The 24,526-nt window shown below is 70.4% G+C and carries 20 protein-coding genes; 7 read left to right on the forward strand and 13 right to left on the reverse strand.

Annotation, left to right across the window (positions count from 1 at the left end; translation table 11 throughout):
* Positions 1–22: 22 nt before the first annotated feature.
* Positions 23–1,087, forward strand: coding sequence for a hypothetical protein (locus tag ACIHFD_RS24655; protein ID WP_397368863.1), 1,065 nt, complete (start codon positions 23–25; stop codon positions 1,085–1,087).
* Here the strand turns inward: ACIHFD_RS24655 and ACIHFD_RS24660 are convergent.
* From ACIHFD_RS24660 to ACIHFD_RS24680, 5 genes are all read right to left on the reverse strand, one after another.
* Complete coding sequence (locus ACIHFD_RS24660; RefSeq protein ID WP_397368881.1) at positions 1,062–1,850, reverse strand: zeta toxin family protein; 789 nt, start codon at positions 1,848–1,850, stop codon at positions 1,062–1,064. The genes ACIHFD_RS24655 and ACIHFD_RS24660 overlap by 26 nt on opposite strands.
* A 106-nt stretch (positions 1,851–1,956) precedes the next feature.
* The gene (locus tag ACIHFD_RS24665; protein ID WP_364266371.1) at positions 1,957–3,366 is read right to left on the reverse strand and encodes an NAD-dependent malic enzyme; all 1,410 of its coding nucleotides are present in this window, start codon (positions 3,364–3,366) and stop codon (positions 1,957–1,959) included.
* Positions 3,367–3,421: 55 nt separating this feature from the next.
* Positions 3,422–4,051, reverse strand: coding sequence for an AAA family ATPase (locus tag ACIHFD_RS24670; protein ID WP_397368864.1), 630 nt, complete (start codon positions 4,049–4,051; stop codon positions 3,422–3,424).
* Positions 4,052–4,060: 9 nt separating this feature from the next.
* Positions 4,061–5,002: a tetratricopeptide repeat protein gene (locus tag ACIHFD_RS24675; protein ID WP_355207325.1), complete on the reverse strand. Its 942-nt coding sequence runs from the start codon at positions 5,000–5,002 to the stop codon at positions 4,061–4,063.
* 35 nt (positions 5,003–5,037) lie between these two features.
* A complete protein-coding gene (locus tag ACIHFD_RS24680) occupies positions 5,038–5,559 on the reverse strand; it encodes a MarR family transcriptional regulator (protein ID WP_318787341.1) in 522 nt (173 codons plus the stop codon).
* Between the two features lie 230 nt (positions 5,560–5,789).
* Here ACIHFD_RS24680 and ACIHFD_RS24685 point away from each other — a divergent pair, with 230 nt between their 5' ends.
* The 3 genes from ACIHFD_RS24685 to ACIHFD_RS24695 all read left to right on the forward strand — a co-directional run bounded on the left by ACIHFD_RS24685 (position 5,790) and on the right by ACIHFD_RS24695 (position 8,209).
* On the forward strand, positions 5,790–7,151 hold the full coding sequence (locus tag ACIHFD_RS24685; protein ID WP_397368865.1) for a hypothetical protein: 1,362 nt from the start codon (positions 5,790–5,792) through the stop codon (positions 7,149–7,151).
* 74 nt (positions 7,152–7,225) lie between these two features.
* A complete protein-coding gene (locus tag ACIHFD_RS24690; RefSeq protein WP_397368866.1) occupies positions 7,226–7,897 on the forward strand; it encodes a DUF4230 domain-containing protein in 672 nt (223 codons plus the stop codon).
* Between the two features lie 159 nt (positions 7,898–8,056).
* Positions 8,057–8,209, forward strand: coding sequence for a hypothetical protein (locus ACIHFD_RS24695; RefSeq protein WP_397368867.1), 153 nt, complete (start codon positions 8,057–8,059; stop codon positions 8,207–8,209).
* A gap of 161 nt (positions 8,210–8,370) precedes the next feature.
* Here ACIHFD_RS24695 and ACIHFD_RS24700 read toward each other — a convergent pair whose 3' ends face one another.
* The 4 genes from ACIHFD_RS24700 to ACIHFD_RS24715 all read right to left on the reverse strand — a co-directional run bounded on the left by ACIHFD_RS24700 (position 8,371) and on the right by ACIHFD_RS24715 (position 11,272).
* Entirely contained in the window at positions 8,371–9,339 is a 969-nt protein-coding gene (locus tag ACIHFD_RS24700; protein ID WP_397368868.1) for an NAD(P)-dependent alcohol dehydrogenase, read from the reverse strand.
* 2 nt (positions 9,340–9,341) lie between these two features.
* Positions 9,342–9,563, reverse strand: a complete 222-nt coding sequence (locus ACIHFD_RS24705) for a helix-turn-helix transcriptional regulator (protein ID WP_397368869.1) — start codon at positions 9,561–9,563, stop codon at positions 9,342–9,344.
* A complete protein-coding gene (locus tag ACIHFD_RS24710; protein WP_397368870.1) occupies positions 9,557–9,985 on the reverse strand; it encodes a hypothetical protein in 429 nt (142 codons plus the stop codon). The genes ACIHFD_RS24705 and ACIHFD_RS24710 overlap by 7 nt, the downstream gene beginning before the upstream one ends.
* Positions 9,986–10,084: 99 nt before the next feature.
* Positions 10,085–11,272: an acetyl-CoA C-acetyltransferase gene (locus ACIHFD_RS24715; protein WP_397368871.1), complete on the reverse strand. Its 1,188-nt coding sequence runs from the start codon at positions 11,270–11,272 to the stop codon at positions 10,085–10,087.
* A gap of 84 nt (positions 11,273–11,356) precedes the next feature.
* On the opposite strand from ACIHFD_RS24715, the gene mce reads away from it, so the two are divergent.
* From mce to ACIHFD_RS24730, 3 genes are all read left to right on the forward strand, one after another.
* Complete coding sequence (mce, locus tag ACIHFD_RS24720) at positions 11,357–11,779, forward strand: methylmalonyl-CoA epimerase (RefSeq protein ID WP_397368872.1); 423 nt, start codon at positions 11,357–11,359, stop codon at positions 11,777–11,779.
* Positions 11,780–11,985: 206 nt separating this feature from the next.
* On the forward strand, positions 11,986–13,269 hold the full coding sequence (locus tag ACIHFD_RS24725) for a DivIVA domain-containing protein (protein ID WP_350730055.1): 1,284 nt from the start codon (positions 11,986–11,988) through the stop codon (positions 13,267–13,269).
* Between the two features lie 121 nt (positions 13,270–13,390).
* Positions 13,391–14,539: an AI-2E family transporter gene (locus ACIHFD_RS24730; protein WP_363962804.1), complete on the forward strand. Its 1,149-nt coding sequence runs from the start codon at positions 13,391–13,393 to the stop codon at positions 14,537–14,539.
* Between the two features lie 198 nt (positions 14,540–14,737).
* Here the strand turns inward: ACIHFD_RS24730 and ACIHFD_RS24735 are convergent, their stop codons facing one another.
* From ACIHFD_RS24735 to ACIHFD_RS24750, 4 genes are all read right to left on the reverse strand, one after another.
* A complete protein-coding gene (locus ACIHFD_RS24735; RefSeq protein ID WP_357754800.1) occupies positions 14,738–15,523 on the reverse strand; it encodes an alpha/beta fold hydrolase in 786 nt (261 codons plus the stop codon).
* 161 nt (positions 15,524–15,684) lie between these two features.
* On the reverse strand, positions 15,685–16,443 hold the full coding sequence (locus ACIHFD_RS24740) for an SDR family NAD(P)-dependent oxidoreductase (RefSeq protein ID WP_397368873.1): 759 nt from the start codon (positions 16,441–16,443) through the stop codon (positions 15,685–15,687).
* 109 nt (positions 16,444–16,552) lie between these two features.
* Positions 16,553–22,702 (reverse strand): RHS repeat domain-containing protein, encoded by a 6,150-nt coding sequence (locus ACIHFD_RS24745; RefSeq protein WP_397368874.1) that lies wholly within the window; start codon positions 22,700–22,702, stop codon positions 16,553–16,555.
* A gap of 195 nt (positions 22,703–22,897) precedes the next feature.
* Positions 22,898–24,526, reverse strand: a 1,629-nt coding sequence (locus tag ACIHFD_RS24750) for a LamG domain-containing protein (RefSeq protein WP_397368875.1), incomplete at its 5' end; no start/stop codon positions are given.

Below are 24,526 nucleotides of genomic sequence, written 5' to 3' on the forward strand. Positions count from 1 at the left end.
TCCATACAGGTTTCCGAGCTTGGTGGCCGGCTGTCACGCGATGCTGCTGCGGCTGTCCGGACGGGTTCCCGACGGCCTGATCTCCGAGGCCAGGGACCGGCTCGTCGCCGAGGACCTGGAAGGCCTGGCCGCGTCCGTGGCCGCCGCCGTCCTTGAGCGTGGCGTGTCCCTGACCGGCCGCGACGCCGACCTTCTCGCCGCTCTGCTGGGCAGCGCGGGCGTCGATCACGCCCTTCCGGCGGGGACGAGGCGGCAGTCCGAAGACCCCGTCCCGGCGTGGCACTTCGCCCCGGCCCCCTTGGCCGTGCTGCGGGCCCACAGGGAACGGATCAGCCGCTGCCTGGACCTCACCGATACCAGGGATCGGGCATCGGCGGACGGCCTGCTCGACGAACGGGACGCGGCCCTGATCGAGATGGCCGCGGGCGAGCCGGAATGTCGTGGGCTGTGGCGGGCGTGGCGGTTCCCTCCCGACGGTCCGCCCGGGCCTCGGGCGAAACGCGTGTACCTCGTCGAGGTCGCGCCAGGCGCCGACCCGTGCCTCCTCGCACTGCGTGCGCAGATCGTGCTGAGCGAGCGGGGCGAGCCCGATCCGCAGGTCGAGGTCTACACCACCGCGTCGAGCCTGCCTGCCTACCAGCGAACCGCCCGGGCCCGATCGTCGCTGCTGTGGGCTCCCGTCCCGCCGCGTGCCTTCCACCGGGCGACGGTCTACGACGCCGTGGACGGCGAGGCGGGGCCGCGCTTCCACACCGATCACCCGCTCGTGACCGATGTGGCCCGGCGTGAGCGGATCGCCGGCTATCTCATGTCGGCGCTGGCGGTCCGCGACAACCCGGTCCTGCGCGACGACGTCGTGGACCGCTCGCGCCGCGCCGTCGTCCCCTGGAGCTTCCGCACGGACGGCGTCTGGATCTGGTCCGAGGCCGTCGGCTACTACCTGCGGGAGCACGCTCTCGCTCCCCACGGAGACTTCCTCGCCCATCTCGCGAGCGCGGGCGCGCGTCCGCCGTCTCCCGACACCGTGACGTGGTTTCGTGCCAGGGCGGAGCTGTACCGCGTCAACGGGCCGTCGGGGGCAGTGTGAGCACCTGCCAGTTCCCGTGGCGGCAGTGGTAGCGGATCATCAGATGGAGTCTCGCGACCGCCTCGGGAACCGCCATCGTCTCGACCTCGACGTGGTAGCCGGCGCCACGGAACACCGACGCGTAGTCGCCCGCGTCGCCGTCCTGGTGCGCACCGATCTCGAGTACGACGTCGGCCCGGCGAGCGATGGCCCGCTCAACAGCCAGGGCACACCAGCCCAGCGCGTCCGTCATCACCTGGTCACCGGCGATCGGATCGTCATGGAGGACGAGATCCCAACTGTAGGGGTGGTAAGCGAGAAACGCCTCGGGATCGATCACCTCCCAGCCGTTCGGGGTGGCCAGGGCCCGCGTCGTCCGGCGGATCCGCGTCGTCTTACCGGAGCCCGGCGCCCCCGCCACGATCAGGACGCTCGGCTCCGCGCTGGACATCGCGACGCTCAGCATCTCCGGAACGATCCGCTCCGTGAATACGCGGGCGTGCTCCGCCGAGGGGAGCCGGTACGCCTCAGGTGACGGACGGGCAGCGACCTTCACCGAGCCGCCCAGCTCGGCCAGCCGCGTACCGTGCACCTTTACGGCTCTGGCCACGGCCGCGTGATCAGCCGGGTCGAGGTCCGTGAACTCCCTCAGGTATCTTCCGCGCAGTTCCCGCCACGACGTGTCCGCCGGCGCGCCGAGCTCCCCGGCTGTGCACCACGCCATGAGGCTGCCGATGATGTCCAGGGCCGACTCGAAGTAAAGCGCCTCGTCCCAGTCGTCCATCCCACTCACCAGCCCGACGTTCTCCAATCGCGGATGCGCGGACGGAGCACGGCGGTGTCCTGCGGGCGCACAGCCACAAGCGATGACCGTAAAAGACCTGAAAGCGTTATGCCTCGGTGAAGCCGCGCGCCCGCCCGCCCGCAGACTCGCGCACCGCGGCCGCCACGGCGCCCGCCACGTCGGGGTGGAAGACGCTGGGGACGATGTAGTTGGGGCCCAGCTCCTCCGGCGTGACGACGGCGGCGAGGGCGCCGGCCGCGGCCAGCAGCATCTCCTGCGTCACCCCGTTGGCCTGCGCGTCCAGCAGCCCCCGGAAGACACCCGGGAAGGCCAGCACGTTGTTGATCTGGTTGGGGTAGTCGGAGCGCCCCGTGGCCACCACGGCCGCGTGCTCGCGCGCGTCGTCCGGCGACACCTCGGGCTCCGGGTTGGCCAGCGCGAACACCACCGCGTCCTTGGCCATCGTCGCGATGTCGTCGCCCGTCAGGATGCCCGGCGCCGAGACGCCGACGAAGACGTCGGCGTCCTTGACCGCCCCCCGCAGGTCGCCCGAGTAGCCCTCGGCGTTGGTGTGGTCGGCGATCCACTGCAGCGACTCGTCGAGGTCGTCACGCCCGCGGTGGACGGCGCCCAGGTAGTCGCAGACGACCACGTTGCGCGCGCCGGCGGCCAGCAGCAGGCGCAGCACCGCGTTGCCGGCCGCGCCCGCGCCCGCCATGGTGATCTTGACGGTCGCGATGTCCTTGTCGACCACCCGCAGCGCGTTGGTGAGCGCCGCGAGCACGCAGATCGCCGTGCCGTGCTGGTCGTCGTGGAAGACGGGGATGTCGAGCAGCTCGCGCAGCCGCCGCTCCACCTCGAAGCAGCGCGGCGCGCCGATGTCCTCCAGGTTGATCCCGCCGAACCCGGGCGCGATCACCTGCACCGTGCGGACGATCTCGTCGACGTCCTGCGTGTCGAGGCAGATCGGCCAGGCGTCGATGCCCGCGAAGCGTTTGAACAGCGCCGCCTTGCCCTCCATGACCGGCAGCGCGGCCTCGGGGCCGATGTTGCCCAGGCCCAGCACGGCCGAGCCGTCGGTGACGACGGCCACCGTGTTGCGCTTGATGGTCAGGCGCCGGGCGTCCTCCTTGTTGCGCGCGATGGCCATCGACACGCGCGCCACACCGGGGGTGTAGGCCATGGACAGCTCGTCGCGGTTGCGCAGCGGCACCTTGGACTTCATCTCGATCTTGCCGCCGAGATGCATGAGGAACGTGCGGTCGGACACCTTGTGGATGACGACGCCCTCGACCGCCTCGAGCTGGTCGACGATGGCCTGGGCGTGGTCGGTGTCCCTGGCCGCGCAGGTCACGTCGATGCGGAGCTTCTCATGGCCCGCGTTGGTGACGTCGAGGGCTGTGACCACGCCCCCGGCCGACTCTACGGCGTGGGTGAGCTGGCTGACGGCCTTGCCGCCGGCCGGCACCTCGAGACGCACGGTGATGGAGTACGACACACTCGGGACGGTCGCCACGTCAATCGCTCCTTCGGGACTGACCAAGAATTCCCCCATGATAGGGGGCGCCAGGTCAATCCAGTGCCTCGGCCGCCGTGACGATGAGCTCGACGCAGGTGGGAACAGGGATTGTGGTGCTGTCGACGACCAGATGATATTGACAGGAATCCGTCGGATCCGCCCGATAAAAGTGCCGTACGTAGGCCATCCGGGCACGGTCGTTGTCCTCGATGACCCGGCGGGCCTCGCGCTCGCTCATCCCCGACAGCGTGGCCGTCTGCCGGATCCTGCGCTGGATCGACGCGTCGAGCCGGACGTGGAGCGCGCCCGGGTGGTCGGCCAGCACCACGGCTCCCGCCCGGCCGAGGAACACCCCGCCCTGGTCGCGGGCCATGTCCTTGAGCATGCGTTCGGTACGGCGGACGAACTCCTCCGGCGCGTACGGCATCGCGCCGGGTACGTACATGTCGACGCCGCCGAACGTGACGGTCGGCAACCGCATCGCTCCCGAGAGCAGCCGCCCGAGGCCGTGCTCGGCCCGGTCGTCGTGCGCGAGCGCCTCCTCCAGCGTGCAGCCCAGCTCCTGGGCGACCGCGCTGGGGATGGCGCGGTCGACGAAGGGCACGCCGAGGCGCTCCGCGACGGCCGGGCCGATCTGGCTACCGGCCGTGCCGTATGTCGCGGATATGGTGACGACCCGCATACACCCAGGTTAGAACAGTGCGCTCGCCAAAGCTCTACGTGCTTTCGCCAAAGATGGATCGTCGGCCGGCAACGCGTCGAACAAGCCGAGCAGGTGGCGCCTGGCCTTGTCGCGCTCGTCGCCCGAGGTGCGCTTGACCACGGCGATGATGCGGCTGAACGCCTCGTCGACCGAGCCGGACAGCATCTCCAGGTCCGCGGCGAGCAGCTGCGCCTCGATGTCGGCGGGGTCCTGCAGGCGCCGCTGGACGTCGGCGGGGTCGGCGCTCTCGGTGCGCTTGATGAGGCTGACGCCGGCCAGGCCCATCTTGGCGTCCTCGTTGCCCGGCGCGCGGGCCAGCAGCCGCTCGTACGCCGCCGCGGCCGCGTCGAGGTCGCCGCCGTCGATGGCCTGCTCGGCGGCCACCAGGTCGGGGTCGGCGGGCGGCCCCGCGGGCGCCTCCTGCTCGCCGGGCTCCGCCGCCGTGGGCCGGGCGTCGGGGTTGGCCTGGTAGAACTGCTCGACCGCGCCCATCAGCTCGTCGAGCCAGCGGCGCACCTCCTGCTCGGGCAGCACCTGCTGGAAGCCGGTGACGGCCTGCCCCTGGAAGATGGCCAGCACGGTCGGCACGGCCTGCACGCGCAGCGCCTGGGCGATCTGCGGGCTGGAGTCGACGTTGACCTTGGCCAGCACGGCCCGGCCGCCGAGATCGCCGACGACCTTCTCCAGCACCGGGCTGAGCTGGGCGCTGCCCGGCGCCCGCGGCGACCACAGGTCGAGGACCACGGGCGTGGTCATCGAGCGGTCGATGACCTCGGTCGTGAACGTCTCCTCGGTCACGTCCACGATCGAGGCCGACGCGGCCGCCTGGGGACCCGCCGCCTCCCGCCGGGCCTGCGCCTCGAGGGCCTGCTTGCGCGCGCCCAGGTCAATCGCTCCGTAGAGCGACCCGGGCCTAGAGAAGTCCGCCATGCTCTTCATCTTGCCGCATCACCAGGGCGGAGCAGTCACCCGCCGCCCTCTTGGAAGTCGCCCGCCGCCACCCGGAGGGTGCGCAACTGGGTGAACATCCGGTCGAGTTCGTCCTCGGCGTACATGGTCAGGCCGAACTCGGCGCCCATCAGGTCGCGGGTGGCCCGCTCCACGACGTCCCGGCCGGCCTTGGTGATCTCGGCGAGCACGCCGCGCCCGTCCCGCGGGTTGGGCAGCCGGCAGACGAACCCGGACTTCTCCAGCCTGTCCACCGTGTTCGTGACACTGGTGGGGTGGACCATGAGCCGTTCGCCGATCTTCGACAGCGGGAGCGCGCCTGTCTTGCTGAACGTCAGCAGGACCAGCGCCTCGTACCGGGCGAAGGTCAGGTCGTACGGCTTCAGGAGCGAGTCGAGCTGCGACAGCAGGATCTGGTGGGCTCTCATGATCGAGGTCACGGCGGCCATGGCGGAGGAGGGCCCGAAGTGGGCACGCCAGCTCTCCGCGGCCCGGTCGATGGGGTCGAACGGCAGGTTGAGCGGCTTGGGGTGCGACACAGCGCATACGGTAGCGCGCCCCTCGTCCCGGTTCGTCTGGTGACCTGGAGCGACAGGCTTCCCCGCTTGACCAAGAATCCGGACGTCAATCATCACGCTCAGTTATGGTTCTCGTACGTATGGTGACGCAGAAGCCAAGTCCATCGGCCTGTGGGGACAGGCCGGACTCATTCGCTTCGGCCTTGCCGAGGGGCACGGGGGGTGCTTGATGAAGGTCAACGGGGAAAAGGGTGCGTGAGCACGCGGGCATTACACGAGAGGAGCTGAAGCAGAGCGCGGCCGTCACGGTGGCCGTGCTCCTGGCGATCGGGCTGCTGGCGGCGTGGAATGTCCTGATACCTGGCGTGGACGCGTGGGAGAACATCGTGGCCGCGGTCATCGGCTCGTTGCGGATGACCGGGCCGGTGGCCGCCGCGTTCGCGGCGTGGGTGGCGTTGCGCAAGCGCAGGGCGTTGCGCGGGCGCCCGCTCACGACGTGGCGTGCGCTCAAGGCGCCGCTGGCGATCGTGGTGGTGGTGCTCGGGTCGTTCGGTGCGACGGTGCTGGTGTTGGCGGTCAAGACGGTGCTCACCGACCAGTCGGGGCGGCTGAGCCTGTCCGGCCTGGGCATGGGCATGGCGGGGCTGGCGCTCTACTCGGTGATCGGCTGGGTGGCCGGCTGGGTGGTGCCCAAGGCGTTCACGCCGCCGCTGGCCGGGCTGGCCTGCTATGGACTGTTCTCGTGGCTGGCCGACGACCGGGGCTGGGCGGACAAGCTGGCGCCCGGCACCGGGGAGCCGTACGACCTGTTCCAGGGGTTGAGCGGGGCGCCGTTCTTCGACCAGACGATCTGGCTGCTCGGCATCACGGCGGCGCTGCTGCTCGGCTGGGCGGCGCTGGTGACCAGGCAGGCGCTGGTGCTGGCGTGCGCGCTGCTGTCCGTGCTGGCGGCCGGGATGGGCGTGTCGCGGGTGCTGGCCCAGCCGAAGCCGGCCGCGGCCGTGGACATCGCCTACAGCTGCCAGGACTGGCCGATCACGGTGTGCGTGCACCCGGGGATGCGGGCGGGGCTGACCGAGCTGGGGGCGGCGTTCACGCAGATCGCCTCCCGGCTGGCGGGGACGCCCGCCGCGTTCACGCGGGTGGAGCAGCGGCCGCTGGAGGAGGAGCTGAAGCCCTCGAACGGCCTGGCGCCCGTCCACGTACCCGACCTGTCCGCGGGGTTCGCGGATGAGGCGGCGTACGAGTACATCGAGTCCCTGGCCGCCCGCTGCCCCGGCACGGTCGCGGACGGTTACCGGGAGATCGTGATGGCGTGGCTGCGCGGGGAGCCCCTGCCCGGCGGGCCGCTGCCCGAGCACCAGTACGCGGCGTCGTGGTTCTCGTGGCTGAGCGAGCACCAGCGCAGGGAGTGGCTGCGGATGTTCTACAGCGACTTCCGGAACTGCGGGCTGTCGAGCATGTACTTCGGCGGCGGCGGCGGCGCGGCGCGGCCGCAGGTGGCGCCGTCGGCCCGCCCGACGCCGGAGTCGAGCCACGTCTACCCCGTGTACCCGGAGGGCGAAGGCACGCCGAACTCGGCCCCCAGCACGTCCACGGCCGGTCTGAGCTAGGCGGAGGCCGATGGATCGGAAGATGTCACCAAACGGCTGGCAATGATGATCGCCCGACGGGTAGTCATGCACGCATGACGACTTCCCGTACGACGCCGCTCGAGGTGACCACCGCGCGGCGCCGCAGGTGGCGATACGTGGCGGGTTTCCTGGTCCTGGCGGTCCTGCTCGTGGTGGGCGGCCGCCTGGCCTGGACCTGGCTCAACCCGCTCGGCGAACAGGCCATCGACCGCAGTCAGCCGGTGCTCCTGCAGTCCATCAAGGACCTCAGCCGCTTCGAGGCCGCCACGGGGAACTTCCAGGTGGTCGTGGACCTGGAGAAGGACGCCAACTTCCTGCCCGACGCGATCAAGGGCACCCGCACGCTGTTCGTCGGGGCGGGCGGGGTGGACGCGTACGTGGACTTCTCCGGCCTGGCCGGCAACGCCGTGACGGTGTCGGAGGACCGCACCCAGGCGACCGTGCTCCTGCCCCGTGCCCAGCTGGAGAAGCCCAACCTGGACAACAGCCGCTCGTACGTGTACGCGCAGCAGCGCGGGCTGTTCGACCGGGTGCAGGACTTCCTGTCCGGGTCGCCAGGGGACCAGCGCGAGCTCTATCTGCTGGCGGAGAAGAAGATCAACGAGGCGGCGGTGGCGAGCGACCTGCGCGCCAGGGCGGACACCAACACCAAGGCCATGATGACCGGCCTGCTGAAGTCGCTCGGCTTCACGAAGGTCACGGTGAAGTTCACGGACGAGCCCTAAGGACGGCTCACGGGCACCTTAGTCGCCTGATGCGCCTGCCTAAGTACCTTCCTATCTGGCCTTACGTCCGGAGATAAGGCATCCGCCCGATGTGTCCGGGAGGGCCTTAGGAGGAGTCTTAAGAGTGCAGGGAAGAAGCACGAGCCACAAGGGGCCTCAATGAACGCCGAACTCGAGTACACCGTGATGCAGCACCACGCCTCCGAGCTCCGCCGCGCCGCGGCCGAGCAGCGGCGGGTGCGCGAGGCGCAGAAGAGCCCGCGGCCGGAGCGCCGCAGCCGCTCGGTCTTCGCCAAGTTCCTCGCCTCATGACCGCCCACAAGCAGCCCGGCCGCACCCTCCCTCGCGGCCGGGCTGAACAGCCCCCGTAGGGGGCGACGTCAGGGACCCGAATCCTGGTGGGTGCCTGCATCGCGGAGCCCCGGTCCATTCCTGGTCGGACCGGGGCATCGCGCTGTCCGGGCCGGCGGGGCTCAGACGGTGATGACGGCCTTGCCGCGCACCTGTCCCCGTTCCAGGCTGCGGACGGCCTCGGGGACCTCGCTGAGCGGGTACGTCCGGTCGACCACCGGCGTGACCTGACCGGAGCCGACGAGCTCCGCCACGGCTCGCAGGTCGGCCTCCCGGAACGACATGAAGACCACGCGGAGCCGCTGGCGGGCGAACGGGTCCAGCAGCACCGTCCGGAGCTGGCGGTCGGTGCCGGCCAGCCACCGCCCGCCGCGTTCGCCGCCGACGATGACCACCGTTCCGCGGGGCGTGAGGGCGCGGCGCAGGTGGCGCAGCGGGCGGTTGCCCGCCGTGTCGACGATGACGTCGTAGCGGCTCCCCCGGCCGGCGAAGTCCTCGCGGGCGTAGTCGACGACCTCGGCCGCGCCGATCGACCGTACGAGGTCCGCCTTCGCCGCGCTGCACACGCCCGTGACCTCCGCCCCGGACGCCTTGGCGAGCTGCACCGCGTACGTCCCCACTCCCCCGCCCGCGCCGATGACCAGCACCCGCTGCCCCGCCCGCACCCGGGCCTGGTCGCGCAGCGCCTGGAGGGCGGTGATGGCCGAGGTCGGCACTGCCGCGGCGGGCTCGAACGCGAGGTCGCCCGGGATCGGCGCGAGCCGGTCCTCGCGGGCGCACGCGTACTCGGCGAAGGCCCCGCCGCCGCACGTGCCGAACACCCGGTCGCCGGGCCGGAACCGGGTCACGCCCGCGCCGACCGCCTCGACGACCCCCGCGACGTCGGTGCCGGGCCGGCCCTTGGGCTTACGCAGCCCGATCGCCGGACGCATCAGGTACGGGATGCCGGTCATCATGTGCCAGACGCCCATGTCGAGCCCGGCCGCGCGCACGCGTAACAGCACGTCGGTCTCACCGGGCGACGGCTTCTCGATGTCCCGAAATTTCAAGACATCGGCGGGCCCGTACTCGTCCTGAACGATCGCCTTCATGGTCACTCTCCCTCTGGATACTGGAACACGTCATCGAGCGGGACCCCGAAAACCCGCGCGATCTGGAACGCCATCTCCAAGGAGGGCGAGTAGCGGCCCTGCTCGACGGCGATGATGGTCTGCCTGGTCACGCCGACCCGTTCGGCCAGCTCCGCCTGCGTCATCTCCCCGCGGGCGAACCGCAGGGCCCGGATCGAGTTCGTGACCTTGGTGGACTTCACCATGACGGCAGGCCCCGGCGGTAGGCGACGATCTTCAGCGCGGACCCCAGCACCGACGAGAGCACGAACGCCAGGTAGATCACGTTCGCGATCCAGAAGTAGTCGACCTCGGCCAGGGCCATCCACAACGCCGCCAGCCCGCCCAGAACGAGGCACCACTGGCCGGCGTATTGGCCGTAGCGCCAGATCTCGCGGTCACGCTGGTCCTTCATCCCGGCGCCTCGGCGGAAGACCGCCGAGAGCGCTATGTCGAGGACGATCGTCGCCGCGATCGCACCCCCGATGCTCCACAGCAGCGTCGCCGCGTAGGGCACCTCCGCGATGGAGGTGCCGCCCGCTCGGCCGAGGATGATCGCGATGTACGTGCCGTACGCGCAGACCGAGACCACGGCCATGATCCACGCGCGTCTCTCTTCGGATGCCATGCCTCGAATGTAAAACATCCCGGACTTCGTGTCTAGAATTCTTTACATCGCCGAGCGCGAGAAGGGCCCGGGGGCTCTCCCCGGGGCCCGCGAAGACTCCTACTGCTTGGGGACCGAGATGATCAGCGCGTCACCCTGGCCGCCGCCGCCGCAGAGCCCGGCCGCGCCCAGGCCGCCGCCCCGGCGCTTCAGCTCGTACGCCAGCGTCAGCACGATCCGCGCGCCCGAGGCCCCGATCGGGTGGCCCAGGGCGATGCCGCCCCCGTTGACGTTTACCTTGTCCAGCGGCACGCCCAGCTCCTTGGCGGACTGCAGGACCACGCTGGCGAAGGCCTCGTTGATCTCCACCAGGTCCAGGTCGCCGGCCGTCGCGCCCTGCTTCGACAGCGCGTGCTTGATGGCGTTGGCCGGCTGGGACTGCAGGGACGCGTCCGGGCCCGCGACGTTGCCGTGCCTGCCGACCTCCGCCAGCCACTCCAGGCCCAGCTCCTCGGCCTTCGACTTCGACATGACCACGACGGCGCAGGCCCCGTCGGAGATCTGCGAGGCGGAGCCGGCCGTGATCGTGCCGTCGGCGGCGAAGGCCGGGCGAAGCTTGGCCAAGGTCTCCGGGGTGGTGTCACCGCGTACGCCCTCGTCCTCCTTGACGATCAGCGGCTCGCCGCGGCGCTGCGGGATCTCCACCGGGACGATCTCCTCGTCGAAGAGGCCGTTCTTGATGGCGGCGGCGGCCAGCTGGTGGGAGCGGGCCGACAGCGCGTCCTGCTCCTCCCGGCCGATGCCGAGCCGGGCGTTGTAGTGCTCGGTCGACTCGCCCATCGCGCGCTGGTCGAACGCGCAGAACAGGCCGTCGTGGGCCATCGAGTCGACGACCTGCGAACCGCCGTACTTGACGCCCCTGCGCAGGCCGGGCAGGAGGTGGGGGGCGTTGGTCATGGACTCCATGCCGCCGGCCACCACGATGTCGAACTCGCCCGCGCGGATGAGCTGGTCGGCCAGCGCGATGGCGTCCAGGCCCGACAGGCAGACCTTGTTGATGGTGACGGAGGGGACCGTCATGGGGATGCCGGCCTTGACGGCAGCCTGGCGGGAGGGGATCTGGCCCGCGCCGGCCTGCAGGACCTGGCCCATGATGACGTACTCGACGGCCTCCGGCGCGACCCTGGCACGCTCCAGCGCGGCCTTGATGGCGACGCCCCCGAGGTCCACGGCGGCCAGCCCGGACAGGGATCCCAGGAGCTTGCCGATGGGCGTGCGAGCTCCGGCCACGATGACGGAACTGGACATGACGGGGGCCTCCTACGCTCACGTCGGGTTCTTTGACACCATACCCACGAGTAGGCGGACGCTCGCTATGGAGGTGGGCCACATATGTTCATGCGGATCGACCACATCGGAATCGCGTGCAAGGACATCGAAGAGAAGATCGCGTTCTTCTCGGAGACGTTCGAGCTGACCGTGGTCGCCAGGGAGGTCAACGAGGAGCAGGGCGTGAAGGAGGCCATGCTGCGCATCTCCGACGGCGAAGGTGGGGGCTCCTACATTCAGCTTCTGGAACCTCTCTCTGAGGACTCCCCTGTGGGAAAATTCCTCGCTAAGCGTGGCGAGGGCGTCCATCATGTGGCATTCGGGGTTCCCGATGTCGCCCTGGCGATGGCTAAGATCAACGAGAAGGGTGTGAGGCTCCTGGACGAGCGTCCCAGGCACGGGTCGATGGGCTCCGAGATCGCGTTCCTGCACCCCAAGGACGTGGGAGGAATGCTGACGGAGTTGGTGCAGGCGGCCAAGCCCTAACACCGGACCTGACAAATGTTAAAAAACGTTCATATGTAACTAGTCACGCAGAAAGTTGGACGGGGCTTCGCAGGTGGCACCAGCGGAGTACGCTTGACCTTCCACCGGACATGGAGCCTGCCCTTTGGCACAGGCTCCTGGATCGGATGCCCCGAACCCCCCGTCCGGCCCGTGTAGCCGTCTCGACAACCCAGGATTGAGCCTCCATGCAGTCCGACATCGACGCCCAGCTCAACAATTTCTTCGAGGACGCCCCCGCACGCGAGTTCGACGTGGTGCTCCGCGGTTACGACCGGCATCAGGTCCACGATCATCTGAAGCAGCTAGACGGAGAGCTACGGCAGTCCCGCGAGCAGGTGACGAGCCTGCAGCGCGACCTGTCCGACTCCCAGCGCCAGTTGCAGGAGCAGGAGCGCCCCACCTACTCCGGTCTCGGCGCCCGCATCGAGCAGCTGCTCCGCCTGGCCGAGGAGCAGGCCACGGAGCTCGTCCAGGCCGCCAGGTCCGAGGCCAACGAGATCAAGGCCGCGGCCAAGGTCGAGGCCGCCGACATGCGGGCCGCCGCCGAGGCCGAGGCCGCGGAGAAGCGCGCCGTGGCCACGCGGGAGAGCGACGAGATGCGCTCCGCCGCCGACCGCGACGCCGAGGAGACCCGCTCGACCGCCCGCCGCGAGGCCGACGAGCTGACCAACACCACCGATCGCGAGGTCGCCAAGCTGCGGGCCACCGCCGACCACGAGGTGGCGGAGAAGCGGGCCGACGCCGAGCGGGAGATCGCCAAGCTCCGCACCACCGCCGAGCGCGAGGTCGCCCAGCTGCGGGCCTCGACCAAGCGCGAGCGCGACGAGGTGCTGACCACCGCCAAGCGGCAGGCCGACGAGATGCGCGCGCAGGCTCAGCGGGTGCTGGAGGAGTCGGAGGCCAAGCGGGCGCAGGACGAGGCGGAGTTCGAGATCCAGCTCGCCTCCCGCCGCGAGGAGGCCGAGCGCCAGGAGGCCGAGCGCCACGCCACCGCGCAGGCCAACACCCAGCGCATGGTCGCCGAGGCCGAACAGCGCGCGGCCACGGCCGAGTCGCGGGCCACGAAGGCCACCCAGCAGGCCGAGCAGACCCGCCGCGAGGCGGACCTGCACGCCAAGCAGCTTGTCGCCAACGCCCGCAAGAGCTCCGAGACGATCGTCGCCGAGGCCAAGACGAGCGCCGACACGATCGTCACCGAGGCGAAGAACGAGGCCGAGCGCACCCGCACGACCATGCAGCGCCAGGTCGACGAGCTCACCCGCCAGCGCGACAGCATCACCAGCCACCTCGCCCAGCTGCGCCAGCTGCTCGGCGGCGCGGCCCTGCCCGGCATGGAGCCGGAGCCCGCGGTCACGGCGGCCCCGGCCAAGCCGGCACTCGCCGCTCCCGTGGCCGAGGCCCCGGCCACGACGCCCGCGGCGAAGGTCGAGAGCAAGTCCGAGGACGACGCCGAATGGTGGCAGGAGTAACCACCGGCCCACAGGTCGGGACTGCACACGGGGGCTGAAGAGCAGGTTGGAGAGAGCCTGGCGATCCGATGGTCGCTAGGCTCTCTCTTTGCTGTTTACCGACAATCTCGGGAGTGTCGCCTTGTCCGCGGATGTCGATCCCACCGCCCCGGAGCCCACCGAGTCCGCAGAATCCACGACCGCAAAGAGAGCTGCCACGGCCCAGGAGGGCGACGGCGGCCCTCAGCCGTACGGACTGCCCGGGAAGCCACTCGCCCGCGGCCCCTTCCTGTTCGGGCTGGTCGGCGGGCTGGGGGTGCTGACGGCGATCGCGATCGCCCAGATGGTCGTCGCGTCGCTGAGCACGATCATCCTGGTCGTCGTGGCGATGTTCCTGGCCGTCGGCCTCAACCCGGCCGTCGAGGCCCTCCAGCGTCGCGGCCTGGCCCGGCGGGGCGCGATCTCGATCGTGTTCGCCGGGGTCATCGTGGCGTTCGCGCTGTTCGGCCTGGCCGTGGTGCCGCCGGTGAGCCAGCAGCTGTCGGAGTTCGTGGCGGCGGTGCCCACGTACGTCACCGAGCTCGGCAAGAACCCGACGCTGCACCAGCTCGACTCCGAGTACCAGATCCTGGCGCAGCTCAAGACGTTCGTGACGTCCACGCTGGGGCCGTCGCTGGCCAGCGGCATCATGGGCGCGGGGCTGGTGGTGCTGAACGGCGTCTACACCACGGTGACGCTGCTGGTGCTCATGCTCTACTTCCTCGGCTCGCTGCAGACGATCAAGGACTACCTGCTCAAGCTCGTACCGGCCTCCCGCAGGACCCGGACGAGGGCGATCAGCGAGCAGATCCTCTCCGGCATCGGCGGGTACGTGGCGGGCAACGTGCTCATCTCGGTCATCGCGGGCTTCCTGACCTGGATCTTCCTGTCCATCGCCGGAGTGCAGTACGCGCTCGCGCTCGCCCTGGTCGTGGCGCTGACGGACCTGATCCCGCTGGTGGGCGCCACGATCGGCGCGGTGCTCGTGACCGGCGTCGCGCTGCTGCAGTCGGTGCCCGCGGGGATCGCGTGCGCGGTCTTCTTCGTGATCTATCAGCAGGTCGAGAACTACTTCATCTATCCGAGGGTGATGAAGCGCTCGGTGGACGTGGCGCCGGCGGTGACGGTGATCGCCGCGCTGTTCGGCGGGGCGCTGCTGGGGATCGTCGGAGCGCTGCTGGCCATTCCGGTGGCGGCGGCCATCGCGTTGATCGTCCGTGAGGTGGTCCTGCCGCGCCAGGACCACGTCTGAGGGCCTCCCGGGGAAGGGCCGAGTCCAGTTGCCGACCACGCCCCCGTCGCCCGTCTCACTCCGGCTGAGGTCCTTCGGGGAGAGGGAGGGCTGAGGTCCTTCGGGTGAGGGAGGGCTGAGGTCCTTGGGACCGGAGACGGGTGCACTCCCTCGGGCCGGGGATGGGTGCGTGGGCGGGCAGCCGACCGCCGGGTGGGGTCAGGGGCGGGGGGTGGCGAGGTCGGTGCGGAGGAATTCGGTGATCGCCGTGTTGAACGCCTCGGGCTGCTCCACCGCGCTCAGATGGCCGGCCTTCGGGATGATCTCCAGTCGCCCGTCGGGTACGGCGCGCGCCATCGCCTCCGCGTCGGCGGGTGGCGAGAGCTCGTCCTCCTCCCCCACCACGACCAGCAGCGGCACCTTCAGCGCGCTCAGCGTGTCGAACGAGTCGGGCCGCGCGGCCATCGCCCGTTGCGCCCAGGCGACCGCGCCCGGCGGCGCGGACTGCACGAGCCCCTTGACGCGCCCGAACACCATGGCCCGCCGCTCCCTCGTGGTCGGCCCGATGAGCGCCGGGAGCACCTCGCTGACCAGCACCTCGCTGCCCTCGGAGAGCACGGCCTGCGCGATGCGCTCCCTGTTGTCCCGCGCCGGGGGCGGGTCGGCGCCGGCCTTGGTGTCGGCCAGGATCACGCCGAGCACCCGGTCGGGGTGCCGGCGGCAGAACGCCATGGTCACGTAGCCGCCCATCGACAGCCCGCCCACCACCGCCCGCTCGATGCCCTCGTCATCGAGCAGCCTGGCGACGTCGTCGGCCATCAGGTCGAGCGACGGCTCGTCGTCGCCCAGGCGGGACCCGCCGAAGCCGCGCAGGTCGGGTGTGATGACCCTGCAGGCCTTGGCCAGTCCCTCGCGCTGGGCCAGCCACATGGCCGACGAGAGCGGGAACGCGTGAAGCAGCACAACCGGGAGCCCGGTTCCGGCCGATCTCGTGTAGAGCTGCACGGACCACACGGTAGCCCGGTTCACGGCCGCAAGCACTCAATGTCGTATGCCTATATCCGCCGAAAACCGAAGACGGCTTCGCTAAAGCTCCCCATAAAGGCGGCATTTCGCCAATGTCGGCTATAAAACTGGCATTGGCCGGCGAATAATCGCGTACACAATTAGATGGCGGTGGCGCCGCCGTCCACGAACAGCACCTGGCCCGTCATGTACGCGGAAGCCGAGCTGGCCAGGAACACGGCCGGCTGGGCCATCTCCGCCACCGTCCCCCAGCGCCGCATGGGCACGGTGGCGACCGTGGCGGCGCCGGAGGTCTCGTCCTCCCAGAGGTTCCGGTTGAGGTCGGTGGCCGTCCAGCCGGGGCACAGCGCGTTGACCCGCACCCCCGCCCGCGCCCACTCCACGGCCAGCGTCTTGGTCAGCGCCACCAGCCCGGCCTTGGCGGCGGCGTACGGGGCGAGGAAGGGCGCGCCGAGCGCCGCCACCGACGCCACGTTGATGACCGTGCCGCCACCCCGCTCCAGCAGGTGGGGCGCGACGCTGTGGCAGACGATCATGGCCGAGTCGAGGTTGAGCCGCATCAGCTTGTCCCAGCCCGACAGCCGCAGGTCCTTGAACTCGACGAGGAAGTTGGAGCCGCCCGCGTTGTTGACCACGATGTCGAGGTGCCCGAGCCCGTCGATCGCCGCCGCGACGGCCCCCGCGGCGGCGTCGCGGTCGGTGAGATCGGCGGGGATGACGACCGCGCGCCTGCCCAGCGCCTCGACCTCCTTGGCCACCTCGGCCAGGCTCTCGGCCGAGCGGGACACGAGCGCCACGTCGGCCCCCGCCTCGGCGTAGGCGAGCGCGATGCCCCGCCCGATCCCCTTCGACGCTCCCGTGACCAGAGCCTGCTTCCCACTGAGATCGAACGCGCCCACGCTGCCTCCTCGAGTTCATTACCGAACAAGATTCTAGTGACATGACACCCGAAAACGCCACCGGCGCAGAACCCGTGAGGGTCCCGCGCCGGTGTCCGATCAGTAGGGGCTAACCTCCCAAGCCCCAGATGATGATGTCGAGCGCGTCGGCTATTCCGCTCTTGTCGAGATACTGGTTGACCTTGAAGCCGGTTTCGGCGATCGTGCCCGTCCTTGTGTTCTCGGGCTCGATCTTCTCCGGCCGGAAGATCTGACGTTCACCCTGGCCGGAGCCGCCGGGCCGGGCCGCGGGCGGCGGTCCGTCCGGATACATCCGGCCGTCTCGGTAGACGGTGTAGGACTGCGTCGGCTGGGTCGAGCCGTCGTTGCGGTAGATCTGGCTCGGCCGTGGCTGCATCGGCTGCCGGCTGTCCCTGGGCGGCGACTGCCGCTGCTGCGCCCTGTGGCTGGTCGGCCGCTGCGCCGGACGCTGCCGTGCCCGCTGGATCCCGCTGGGGAGCCGGCCGGCCCGCCTGTTGCGCGTCCTGGCCGCCGCCGCGGCCCGGCGCTTGGCCGCCTGCTCAGCGGCCTTTCTCCTCGCCTCTCTCTTCGCCGCCGCCGCGGCCCGCCGCTGTGCCCGTGCCGTGGCCGCCTTCCTGGCCCGCTCGGCCGCCCTCTTCTTGGCCTGTTCCTGGAGCTTCTTCCTGGCCGCGGCCGCGGCCTTCTTCCGCGCCGCCTCCAGGGCCCGCTTCTTGGCCTCGGCCGCGGCTCTCCGCCTGGCCTCCGCCAGTGCCCGGCGCCGTGCCGCCGCGAGGGCGGCCCTTCTCGCCGCCGCACGCGCCGCCGCGATGGCGGCCCGCCTGGCGGCGGCCATCGCCAGCCTCCTGGCGATGATCTGCGCCGAGACCCGCACCACGATCGCCGCGACGAACCAGAACAGCTGGCCGTCGGGGTCGCTCATGGTGACGGGGCTGTTGTTGGCGTAGGCGTAGGCGTTGAGCTGCTGCGGGTTCTGCTCCTCCATGACGGGGTCGACCGACAGGAAGCGCCCGTTCTTGGGGTCGTACTCGCGGGCCCCGAGGTGGACCAGCCCGGTCGTGGAATCCTGCGTGCCTCCCACGAATCCGCGCTGCCCCGGCCAGAACGCCGGTGGCGATCCCCGGTTCTCGCCGAACGGCGTCGTCCTCCGTACGGCCAGCTCACCGGTCGCGGCGTTCACCGCCGCCTGAGCGGTGCCCTGGTGGTCGTTGACCAGGAAGTAGACCTGGTTGTCCGGCGTGCGCACCGCGATGGGCTCGCCGCCGATGGTGTAGTAGCGAGTCTGCTCGACGGCGTCCTTGGCGAAGTCGAAGCGCAACTCGATGTCGTCGATGTAGAGCGTGGAGTCGGTCGGCGTCTTGCGGATCAGCCGGTCGCCCTCCGCGTTGTACACGAAGGACGTCGTCTTGCCCGCCTCCGTCACCGACTCCAGGTTGCCCTCGGCGTCCCAGACCAGGCTCTGGTCGGAGTTGCCGACCTTGCGCCTGGTGGTGTTGCCCGCGGCGTCGTACTCGAAGAGGTCCGACCCGACGGTCTGGAGCGCGTGCGGCTGCTTGGCGCCCGCCGCCGGGTAGGTGGAGGTACGGGTGGTCTCGCCCGCGCCGCCCCAGGCGTGCTTGATCTCCTTGGTCCGGTTGCCGGTGGCGTCGTACTCGTAGCTGAGCGCGTACGGGGCCACGCCGCCGATCTTGTCGGACTGCGGGCTACCGCTGGCGCAGTCGTCGGTGCCCGTCCACGCCGAGGTCATCCGGCGCAGATGGTCGTACTTGAAGCACTGCGTGTCCTGGCCGCTCGCGCCCTTGTCGGCGATCTTGGTGATGTTGCCGACCGCGTCGTAGCTGTAGTTGAGGTCCAGGTCGGTCGCCGCGGCGCCCTCCCTGTCCACCCGCATCCTGGACATCCTGCGGGTGCCCTCGTCATGGGTGTAGGTGACCCAGGTCTTCTTGCCTCCCGTGCTCAGCTCCTGCTGCAGGGTCTCGCCCAGCTTGGAGTAGCGGGTCGCGGTCACGTACGTGTTCAGGCCGCTGACCTTGGTCGGCTGGCTGAGCTCGTCGTAGGTGTAGACGACCTGCTCCTCCGCCAGGCCGCCCGCGGCCGGGAAGCTGACGGACTGGACCTGGTCGTCGATCGTGTAGCGGGTGTTGAGCTGGTACGAGCCCGCCAGCTTGCCCTCCCGCTCGGGGACGGTGACGGTCTCGCGCAGCGTGCGGTAGTCGGAGTCGATGGCGTTGATCTCGGCCTTGTACGCCTGCCCGCCCGTGTAGCGGATGCTGGCGTTCATGTGGCCCTTGGCCAGCGCGTCGTACTGCCACTCGGCGAGCAGCGGACCGGTCGCGGAGCCGTCGCGCAGCTCCTTCTTGCGGCCCAGCGCGTCGTAGACGTAGTACAACGTCTTGCCGCGAGAGTCGGTCGTGGTGACCAGCTCGTCGGCGTCGTTGTACGTCATCGTGGTGGCCCCCTTGTCGGGGTCCTCCATCTTGATCTCGCGGCCACGCATGTCGTAGTGGTGCTTCCACACGTTGCCCGCCGCGTCGGTCACCGTGGACAGGCGTCCGGCGTGGTCGTAGGTGTACTTGGTGGACTCGTACTCGCCCGTCGGAGTGGCGCCCTTGTACTGGCGCAACTCGATGAGCCGGTCCTCCGCGTCGCCGATGCGGGTCGTGGCGGTGCCTCCGGCCGGGGGCGTGATGTTGACCCGGTCGCCCTGCTGCGTGGTGCTGACCCGGTACTTCTCCTGGCCCTTCGCCTTGAGGATCTGCGCGTTGGCGTCACCGCTGCCGTCGAAGGTCACCACGACCTGGTTGGGCACGTCCACGTCGGCCACGGCGAGCAGGTCGGTGGAGGGCGTCCCGGTGGCGAAGTAGCCGGTGTTCGCCTTGGCCGCCTCGCCGAGCGAGTTGTAGATGGTGTCGGTGATCGTGCGCCCGTCACGCAGCGCCGGGTCCTGCGTCTGCTCGTCGCGGGGCGCGGGCTCCTGGGTCTGGCGCTTGCGCATCAGGCCGTCGTACAGCTCGTGGCTCGCGCTGTAGGTGCCGTCCGCGTTCAGCGTCTTCGTGGTGACGAAGCTGGGACCGTCGGTGCGCATCGAGTAGGCGTACTCGGTGCTGGGCGACTGGTTGGCCGCCTTGCTGCGGTCGGGCTGCCAGACCTTGACCAGGCGGCCGAGCGCGTCGTACTCCATGTCGATGCGGCGGTTGTTCGCGTCGACCTCGGCGTACGGCTCTCCCCAGGCCGGTTCGAGCAGGGTGAGCTCGACGTGGCCCAGCTGGTTGGTCTCCTTGATCTCGGTCGGGGGCGCGCCCGCCGTCGGGGTGTAGGTGGTGGTGGACTTGGTGCCCAGCGCGTCGGTCTCGCTGGTCTCGCGACCGTAGGCGTCGTAGGTGTGGGTGCTCTCGACGATCGTCGCGCCGTCCCCGGAGACGGTGTTCTCGACGGTGGTCACGTCACCCTTGGTCGGCGCCTGGCCGTACGCCTTGTTGTCGTACTGGACCTTCTGGTCGGAGATGACCTCACCGGCGGCCAGCGTGGACACGGCGGTGCCGCAGCCGGCGGCGACCTTCTGGATCCGGCTCGTGTAGTCGAGCATCCAGCTGGTGTCGTTGCGGGCGTAGGTGTAGCGGGTGCACTGGTCGTCGTCGGTGCTGGCCAGGTCGCCCTTCTCCTCCACCTGGGTGAGCAGGCCCTTGGTGTCGTACTCGCGCTCCTCGCCGGTACGACGCCACTTGCCTCCCTCCAGCGCGGTGCGGGTGACCATGGACTTGGGCTCGACCACGTACGCGGCCTTGGTGACACCGCTCTGCGTGGACTCGGCGGTCTTGACGGACCAGGGCGCCTCGAGCGTGGCACTAAGGATGGCCCCGCCGTCGCCGTCGTAGACGACCTCCTCGCGCTCGAAGCCCGCGAACTGGTCGAGGTCGTCGAGCTTGACGCCCTCGGTGTCCGTGACCTGCGCGCTGCGCTTGGAGCCGTCGGCCTGCTTGTCACCGTCCATGCCGCGGAAGTAGCGGAACTCCGTCAGCGTGCGCTTGGTGTCCTGGCCGTCGCCCTGACGCACCCGGACCCGGCCGTAACCCCGGAACTCCGACCACGTGCGGTGCTCGGGCTTGACCAGGATGTTCTCGGCGTAGCGCCAGGCGGTCCCGTCGAGGTACTCGTAGTCGGTGACGACGTTGGGGGCGCCGCCGACGCGGTCCACCTCCATCGTCTGCGTGACCACGTACTTGTGGAACCAGTCGGTCACCTCGGCCTCGTTCGGCGGTGACCAGCGCTGCGGGAAGCAGCGCCTGGCGTTCTTGTCGGCGGCGGGAACGTCGCCGGGCTTGCAGTCGGCGGCGGAGTAGTTGACGCGCAGCTCACCGCCGGACTCGTTGTTCACGGCCTGCACGCGCCACTTGACCAGCGGAGCGCGGCCCTCGTTGGCGTCCACCCGGTTGGGCAGCTGGACGCCGATGAACGTGACCTTGGGCAGCGTGATCGTGCCGCCCACGTGACCGCTCTGCTGGATCGACGCCAGCCACAGCGCCGGGCTCATGCCGTCGCCCGAGGCGGGGAACTGGTGCGCGAGCGTCCAGGAGTCCACCGGGGTGTACTGGCCCGAGGCGTTGATGATCTGCGTGGTGACCTTGGTCAGGCGCTTGCGCGTGAAGAACGTCGGCGCCAGGCGGTCGGTGCACTTCACGCCGGAGTCACAGATCTGGTCGAACGGGACGTCCGGCCAGCTGCTGGCGGTCTCCTTCTTGAGCTGGTCGGCGGCGCAGGTGATGGTGCCGCTGGGCAGGCAGCGCTCGGCCACGTCGAAGACGACGCGGGAGGCGGGAGCCTTGGTGAACAGCTCGTTCTGCAGGTAGCCGTAGTCGATGCGGGTGAGGTAGCCCGCGCGGTCGTACACGGTGCCCAGCTCGGGCTTCATGTTACGGCCGTAGTAGTTCTTCTCCTGCGCGTACCAGTACGTGGTGGCGTTGCCGTGGGTGTCCACCGCGTAGTCCAGGTTCCACCGGTACGCCTGCTGGCACCAGGCGTTGGCCGGGGTGCTGTTGTAGCAGGGCTCACCGCTGTTGTTGCCGAACACCGGCACCGTCTGGACCGACTTCGTCTCCGCCTTGCCGGTGACCCAGCCGGGCAGGCGGTTCAGGCCGAAGGTGTACTGGGTGCCGTCGGCGCCGGTGACCCGCCAGTACTCACCGTTGTTGTCGCCGTTGGTGGCGCCGGTGAGGTACTCGATGCGGGTGCCGTCGTCGCGCTTGGGCCGCCACTGCTTGCTCGTGGCGTCCTTGACCAGCTCGACGGCCGAGTTGCCGAGCGACAGGGTGACGTTCTCCCCGTCCCAGCACAGGTCGCCGGTCTTCTTGCCGTCGACCATGCAGGACTTGTAGCGGCGCTCGATGTAGCCGCTGGGGTTCAGCTCGAAGCCCTCACCGACCCAGGAGGCCTGGTTGTTGGTGGAGGCGGTGCGACCGTCCACGCTCTGGGAGGAGTAGTCGATCGACAACTCCGGCTCGTCGCCGCCCAGCGCGGGAGGGGTGCGCAGGTCGTAGTCCCAGTTGAAGTCGCCGGTCTGGGGGCCGACGCCCCAGCTCGCCGACGGGGCCAGCGAGGTGGCGGAGTGGTCGCCGGACTGGCCCGAGGCGGCGGCCGTGACCGCGTACAGGCCGGCCGGCTCGAACTCGGCGGTCAGCGTGCCCGCCTTCGGGTCGTTCTCGCTCTTGACCGGCTGGGGGGCGGCGCAGCCGTCCGCCTCGGTCAGGGCGCACTCCTCCAGCTTGACCACGCGGAGCCGGGCGCCGTAGTCGCCGCCGTAGGCGTAGCGGAAGCCGGAGTAGTCGATCTGCAGGCGGGACTTCTTGCCGGACGCGGCCTTGAGGCTCGCTCCCTGGCCGGGCGATACGCGCATCGCGAGGCCGAGCAGTTTGGAGTCGAGGAGCTCGACGCGTACCGGGTCGGAGGTCTCGGCCTTGGCGGCGGCGGCTTTGGCGTCTTTCTGCGGGGCCAGCTTCACGGGGAAGCCGGTCGCCGCCAGGGTGCTCGCCCCGGTGCCGCCCAGCTCCGCCGCCTGGGGTTTGGGCCAGGCGATGCCTGGCGGCGCCTTCCACGCCTGTTTCTCGACGGGATTGGCCATCGGAGGCAGGACCGGGACGCTCTTGCCCTTGATCGGCTTCTCGTTCTCCACCGAGGGGGCCGGCCGGGACGCGGCCTGCGCGGGCATGGCGTACGTGAGGGGGACGACGAGGGCGATGGTGAGCACCGCCGCGAGTCTGCGAGGCCAGGGCGACTCGGGCTTGGGCTTGACGAAACGGTTCCAGTAAGGGTCGGGATTGTCGGGTTCGTCGGGTTCGTTAGGTCGATTCCAGCGGGATTCGGGCAGGTCTAACTCACTCGGCAGGTCCATGAACCTCTCCCAGTCGGGGTGCAGATAGGACTTACTGGGGTGGGTGGATATTTACTGGGCGGCCAGCTGAGCGATCTGCTCGGCGCTCAGCACGCCGTCATACGTGCGGACGTCGTCCACGACTCCTGGCCAGTAGCCGGTGAAGGCGCCCGCGGTCTTGGTCCGGCCCAGTTGCAGCGAGCCGGTGGCGTTCCACGCGCTCGCGTGGGACGTGATGGTGGTGGTGGAGAGCTGGCCGTTGATGTAGATGCGCAGTTCGCCGGCCAGGGCGTCGTAGACGCCGGCGACGTGGGTCCACTCCAGTGGGTTGGGGATGGCGTCGGAGCGGGTGCGTACGAGGGCGGCGGTGTCGGTGTCGGCGGCCCTCATGCCGAGGGTCCACCGCTGCTGTTCCTTGTCGAAGCCGAGCTGGAACCCGGCTGTCCGGCTGCCGGGCTGGGCCACGGCGGCGGTGTCGGTGGTGGGCAGGTAGTCGAGCTGGACCCAGGCGGCCACGGTGAAGCTCGACCTGGTGCCGACGGCGGGGCCGGTGGTCTGGGCGTAGCCGTTGACGCCGTCGAGCGCGAGCGCGCCCTCCAGCCAGCCGGACGTCCACGACGCGCCCCCGGCCAGCGTCGCGGCCGTGGAGCGGCCGGAGGACTCCGCGGCGGAGGTGCCCGACTCCTCGTCCAGCTTCCAGTGGCCGACCAGCGTGGCGGCGCTGTTGACCAGGTCGGCGACCTCGTCGGCGAACATGGCCCGGCCGTACACGCGCACCTCGTCCACGTCGCCCGGCCAGGACTCCGCCGCGGCGCCGTTGATCTTGCCGCGGCCGATGGTGAGCGGCCCGGTGGCGTTCCACGGCTGGGTGAAGGCGACCTCGGACTCCAGCTTGCCGTTGACGTAGAGCGAGATCTGGCCCGCGGCGGAGTCGTAGACGCCGGTCAGGTGGGTCCACTCGTTCAGCCTGGGTGCGGCGGCCGACAGAGCCTTGACCGTCGCGGCGCCGTCGGCGTCGGAGCCCGCGCGGACCAGCGCCCAGCGGTCGTCGGTCTTCGAGTACTGGAGCGCGAAGCCGCCGGTCCTGGAGCCTTCCTGGGTGACGACCGTGGCGGTGGCCGCGTTGCCGGTCAGGCGGGCCCAGGCGGTGACGGTGAAGTTGCGGCCGGTGTCGGTGATCGGGCCGGAGGTCTGCGCGTACGCGTTGGCCAGGCGCAGGCCCATGCCCGTCTTCCCGGTCGTCCACGTGGCCCCGTACAGCGTCGCGGGGTGGGCGTTCGCCGCGTCGGCGGCCACGGTGCCCTGGCCCTCGTCCAGGGCCCAGTGGCCGTTCGGTCCCTTGCCGCTGTTGACGTTGAAGACGTACGTGCGGATCGGGCCGAGCTGGCCGGCGCGGTCCTTGCTGCGTACCGACAGGACGTTGGGGCCGTCGTGGCGCGGGGTGAGCGCGATCGTGGCCGTGCCGTCGGCGGCGGGCGCCACCTCGGACTTGGGCGTGGTGTCCAGCCCGTAGACGTAGGCGGCCACGTCGGTGACGCCGTTGGGATCGAACGTGAAGGTGCCGGCCAGGCCGACGCCGTCGTTCCAGCCCTCCTCGGCGTACTCGGGCGAGGTCACGACCGGCTCCCTGCCGGGCGCGGTGGCGTCCACGGTGGCCTCGCACCAGGGGCTCCAGGCGCTGTTGGCCTTGCCGTCCTCGGC

This window comes from Nonomuraea sp. NPDC051941 (genome assembly GCF_044593615.1).

Excerpts from the sequence above, each read along its gene's own strand:
- mce (WP_397368872.1), top strand. The coding sequence starts at position 11,357 with ATGTTCATGCGGATCGACCACATCGGAATCGCGTGCAAGGACATCGAA.
- ACIHFD_RS24725 (WP_350730055.1), top strand. The coding sequence starts at position 11,986 with ATGCAGTCCGACATCGACGCCCAGCTCAACAATTTCTTCGAGGACGCC.
- ACIHFD_RS24710 (WP_397368870.1), bottom strand. The coding sequence starts at position 9,985 with ATGGCATCCGAAGAGAGACGCGCGTGGATCATGGCCGTGGTCTCGGTC.
- ACIHFD_RS24690 (WP_397368866.1), top strand. The coding sequence starts at position 7,226 with ATGACGACTTCCCGTACGACGCCGCTCGAGGTGACCACCGCGCGGCGC.
- ACIHFD_RS24700 (WP_397368868.1), bottom strand. The coding sequence starts at position 9,339 with ATGAAGGCGATCGTTCAGGACGAGTACGGGCCCGCCGATGTCTTGAAA.
- ACIHFD_RS24715 (WP_397368871.1), bottom strand. The coding sequence starts at position 11,272 with ATGTCCAGTTCCGTCATCGTGGCCGGAGCTCGCACGCCCATCGGCAAG.
- ACIHFD_RS24705 (WP_397368869.1), bottom strand. The coding sequence starts at position 9,563 with ATGGTGAAGTCCACCAAGGTCACGAACTCGATCCGGGCCCTGCGGTTC.
- ACIHFD_RS24675 (WP_355207325.1), bottom strand. The coding sequence starts at position 5,002 with ATGGCGGACTTCTCTAGGCCCGGGTCGCTCTACGGAGCGATTGACCTG.
- ACIHFD_RS24670 (WP_397368864.1), bottom strand. The coding sequence starts at position 4,051 with ATGCGGGTCGTCACCATATCCGCGACATACGGCACGGCCGGTAGCCAG.
- ACIHFD_RS24660 (WP_397368881.1), bottom strand. The coding sequence starts at position 1,850 with ATGGACGACTGGGACGAGGCGCTTTACTTCGAGTCGGCCCTGGACATC.
- ACIHFD_RS24695 (WP_397368867.1), top strand. The coding sequence starts at position 8,057 with ATGAACGCCGAACTCGAGTACACCGTGATGCAGCACCACGCCTCCGAG.